General features: G+C 35.2%; 5 protein-coding genes and 2 pseudogenes. All 7 read left to right on the top strand.

What is annotated here, in order from left to right; genetic code table 11:
* Nucleotides 1-414 (top strand): annotated as a pseudogene (locus tag G468_RS0116435) (Rpn family recombination-promoting nuclease/putative transposase); the annotation flags it as partial.
* A 3-nt stretch (nt 415-417) separates the two neighbouring features.
* Complete coding sequence (locus tag G468_RS0116430; protein ID WP_026823968.1) at nt 418-963, top strand: ProQ/FINO family protein; 546 nt, start codon at nt 418-420, stop codon at nt 961-963.
* Nucleotides 964-1,244: 281 nt separating this feature from the next.
* The gene (parM, locus tag G468_RS0116425) at nt 1,245-2,219 is read left to right on the top strand and encodes a plasmid segregation protein ParM domain-containing protein (RefSeq protein ID WP_026823967.1); all 975 of its coding nucleotides are present in this window, start codon (nt 1,245-1,247) and stop codon (nt 2,217-2,219) included.
* A 1-nt stretch (nt 2,220) separates the two neighbouring features.
* On the top strand, nt 2,221-2,748 hold the full coding sequence (locus tag G468_RS0116420) for a hypothetical protein (protein WP_026823966.1): 528 nt from the start codon (nt 2,221-2,223) through the stop codon (nt 2,746-2,748).
* Nucleotides 2,749-2,784: 36 nt separating this feature from the next.
* The gene (locus tag G468_RS0116415; protein WP_026823965.1) at nt 2,785-3,270 is read left to right on the top strand and encodes a phospholipase D family nuclease; all 486 of its coding nucleotides are present in this window, start codon (nt 2,785-2,787) and stop codon (nt 3,268-3,270) included.
* Nucleotides 3,271-3,603: 333 nt separating this feature from the next.
* A complete protein-coding gene (locus G468_RS0116410) occupies nt 3,604-3,843 on the top strand; it encodes a hypothetical protein (protein WP_026823964.1) in 240 nt (79 codons plus the stop codon).
* Between the two features lie 79 nt (nt 3,844-3,922).
* Nucleotides 3,923-4,163 (top strand): annotated as a pseudogene (locus G468_RS25505) (transposase zinc-binding domain-containing protein); the annotation flags it as partial.

The following is a 4,163-nucleotide window of genomic DNA, read 5'->3' as shown; positions in this document are numbered from 1 at the left end:
ATGGCTTTGTTAACTTTGATACAAAAGCACATTCGCCGACGGGATATGACAGAGCTTCTTGATGAAATTGTGACACTGCTGTCGTATAATTATTATACTGATAATCAAGTCATCACGATGTTTAATTATCTCATCCAAGAAGGAAATGCAAAAAAGCCAATGGAATTTATCACTGAGATAGCGAAACAGTCAGAGAAACACGAAGGAGCACTTATGACTATTGCTCAAGCATTAAGACAAGAAGGTAAAATTGAAGGAATTCAAGAGGGAATTCAAGAGGGAATGCAAAAGGGCGAGAAACATGCATCGATGAAGATAGCACGGCAAATGCTAGAAAGTGGTATGGATAGGCAATCTGTGATGAAATTTACGGGTTTGACTGATGTCGAAATGAGCAATCTGTTTAAAGATTAAACCATGACGGAACGCCAGAAATTAAGCCTCAATCGCACTAGAAAGGCTTCACCAGAAAAACAGACCTCAAGTAATACTGTTTACGGTAAAAAGGTCTGGGTGAATGCTACGCACAAAAAACAGGCAAAAAAACCGAAACCCCAAAAGGTAGTAAAACAGCAGCCCAAGAAGCTGGTTGAAAAACCTAAACAGGCAGTGAAGGTTAAAATTCCAAAACCACCCATACCGCCTAAAAAGCGATTGCCGTTAGAGGAAGCGATTTCACAAATCAGCACGTTTTGGCCTTATCTTTTCCCTGATGGCAAGTTGTGCCCAATGAAAATTGGTATCCAGCAAGATATGTGGCAAGAAGTGAAAGAAAAGGGTTTCCCAATAGCCAGAAGGCGTTTGAGAGCCTGTTTAGGGAGTATTGGTCATCATACTGATTATCGCGCACTTATCCAGTTAGGGGCGTTTCGTTATGACAAAGACGGTCAGATAGTTGGAGAGGTCACCCAATCCGATGTTGACGATAATCTGCAACGTTTAGCTCGGCGAAATAAGCAATAAATCACTTAATCCTGAACGCTCTAAGAAATTAGAGTGTCTTGTGAACTGCTTTATCTATCACAATCACGTAATTTATACTTAAATATCACTTTTATAGTGTATTTTTTATATTTTATTGATTTTAGTTTTACATAAAATTACCTTATTATTTTATTTTATCACCTTTTTGGTTTTGTTTTTTTATGTTATTTAGTTTTAAGGTGATTAAATGGTTATTTTTTGTTTTAATTATCTTTTAAATTAGATATAATTTATTTTTTTAATTTTAAAAAGGAAATTCGATGAAAGTCTATTGTGATGATGGCTCGACAGCTACTAAATTAGCCTGGATTGAAGATGGAAAAATAAAGCTATTTGTTTTACAAAATGGGTTTGTAGAAAAGTGGAAAAACAATACCTTTGGCGAAGTTCACAATTATATTGTTAATGGCAAGAAATATTCTTACTCCCCCAATAGTGATGAAATTATTTCCACGACTAACATCAATTATCAGTATAGACCGATAAATACATTAGGTATTCAGGAAGCATTACAACAAAGTGGTTTAAAGCCACAAGAAATTGATTTGGTTGTGACTTTACCTATTACGGAATATTACAATACTGATGCTCAGGAAAATAAGGAAAATATCAGGAAAAAAATTAATAACTTAAAAGAAAAAGTCGAGTTAAATAATGGTGATGTTTTTACTTTTAATGATATCAAGGTGTTGCCGGAGTCAATTCCTTCTGTAGCGCCCATTTTATCCATTGATAATGTTCAAGAAAGGGAATTATCGCTGGTTGTTGATTTGGGCGGTACAACACTTGACTGTGGTTTAATACGTGGGGTTTTTAATGATGTCATTAAGACTACCGGAAATCAAAACTTAGGGGTAGGTCAAATTATAAAACAGGTTCAAAATGCCTTAATGATGGCAGATACTGAACTGAATTTTAATGATACGGATAGTCTTATTAGGGACATGGTAAAAAACCGGAATATAGCACAATATATTAATAATAAATCGATGATTTCCCATGTCAAAAAAGCATTGGAAATGGCTATGATGCAATTATCGGATAGTGTTATCGGTCATATTGAGGAAAATTACAAAAGTTTTCACCGTATTTATTTAACCGGAGGAGGCGCAGAATTTTTACTTTCTCCATTTAAAAAACATTGGCACGTATTGGGGGATAAGGTCAAGAAAATAGATGAACCACAAACTGCTTTAGTCAAAGCGTTGGGCGCACTGGATAGTGAAGATAATTAATATGAGTAATAAAAAGTTTTTTTTCTACCTAAATGAAGACATTGTGGGACAAAGAAAGGTCGTAGAGGCGCTTGAATCATATCGCAAAAAAACACCTGTTATTCGAGATGCTTTAATGTTGTATTTTGGTTTACGTGAGTTAGATGCAAGGTTGCCGAGTTTTTTATCAACGACGATTGAAAATGATGGTAATTTACATGATGTTCGAGCTGTTTTTGATGCATTTGCTGAAAATAATGAGGAAGTTAATGTTAATGAAATTGTTGCTTGGCAGAAAAGGACAATTAATCATTTAGATCCTAATGGTAAATGGTCTGAATGGATGCCAATAACGGAAGAAGAATATAAAAATAGTTTAATGGATCCTCAAAGTCATATTCAGGTTAGAGCACTACAGGGGAAAATTTATGGTGATGGCAGTTTGCAAAAAGAAATTATTGAACCAGTGATTGAAGGAAATAAAGAAGGTAAAAATGAGAAAATAAATCCGGAAAGTTTAAAAAACGCCAATCGATTTTTTTCAAAATAAATAGACTTTTTTTGATACGGATATAAAAAATGGAAAATAATTTTATTGTATTTTTTATTGTTACCCTCTGTCGTTAATGCAAAAGAAATTGAAGTGGGTTTTTCAACAACGGGGACGGCGTTAAATATTATTTTAAATGCGATTTATCAGGCAAAAAGGGATATTCATGTTGCTGCGTATAGTTTTACGAGCAAACCTGTTTCGTTAGCCTTATTAGAAGCCAAAAAAAGAGGCGTTAACATTAAAGTCGTTGCGGATAAAAAGGCAAATGGAAACAAATATACCGCCGTAACTTTTTTGAAGAACCATCAGATTGAAACTTGCTTAACAGATCATTACGCCATAATGCATAATAAATTTATGGTCATTGACACCAATACTGTTCAAACAGGTTCATTTAACTACAGTGCCAGCGCAGCAAAAAGAAATGCTGAAAATGTCATCGTGATAAATAACAAAGATGTCGCTAATGCTTATCAGCAAGAATTCAATCGACTTTACAACGAATGTTTGACTGGTTAATTTTTTTATCTCTCTAGCTCCTCCATCAATGTAATGCATGGAGGATTATTTTATCTTTGCTTAATATTTTTTTGATACGAACTCCACTACTTACATTCGTTTATTGATTATTTACTCCCCATTTTGTTTTTATGCGAATATGTCTTAATTGACATTCTTATCATAAGTTATGAATAAAATGCCTTTATTCAACTAAAGAATAGAAAAATGCATTAAATGCAAGGTATAATTAATGCAGGATAGGGATTATGATGCAAAATAGTACCATTTTGCTCATAATCCCCAAAAAACAAGGTTTTGCCTGAACTTGCAGTTGGCTCTCTTGGAGGAAAGATGAAACAAATAAAATTTTACTTAACAGATGAGCAATATGTACAAGCTGAGGTGATGGCAAAATCAAAAGGCTTTAAATCGGTTAATCAAATGGCTAAAGAGAAAACTCTTAAATTGGATAATGTAAAGACGAGTTTTGAGGTATCAAAAGAACAAAAAGTAACACGTACTACTGTCTCTTTGTATGAGTATGAAAGTACTGCACTAGAGTCATATGCAAAAGCGCACGGTAGAACATAAGCACACCTTTGGCGTGAGCATCGCGGCAAAGGCGCTCTATTTCTAGGCAATTCCCTTCTCGTCTTTTATACTCTGCTCTATGTACATCCCCAGACCTGCAAAACTGCTATTTCAATACGATGACGGATGGAACCTTTTCATCGAAAATAATTAGGTGGATGAATGGCAACTACTCTCTGTCGAAAAGATGCTCGCCTGCAGCACCTGCGCTATGGGCGTTCGCCGTTATTGCTGTTCTTCACCTGAATGCTCTCATTCACGCTTCTTTTGTCAAACCTGTAAATCCAAAGCCTGCAGTGCGTGTGGCCTCAAAGGCACCG

The organism is Arsenophonus nasoniae DSM 15247 (assembly GCF_000429565.1).
GTDB lineage: Bacteria > Pseudomonadota > Gammaproteobacteria > Enterobacterales > Enterobacteriaceae > Arsenophonus > Arsenophonus nasoniae.
The sequence above is the reverse complement of the archived record's forward strand: the minus strand, read 5'-3'. Positions and strand labels throughout refer to the sequence as shown.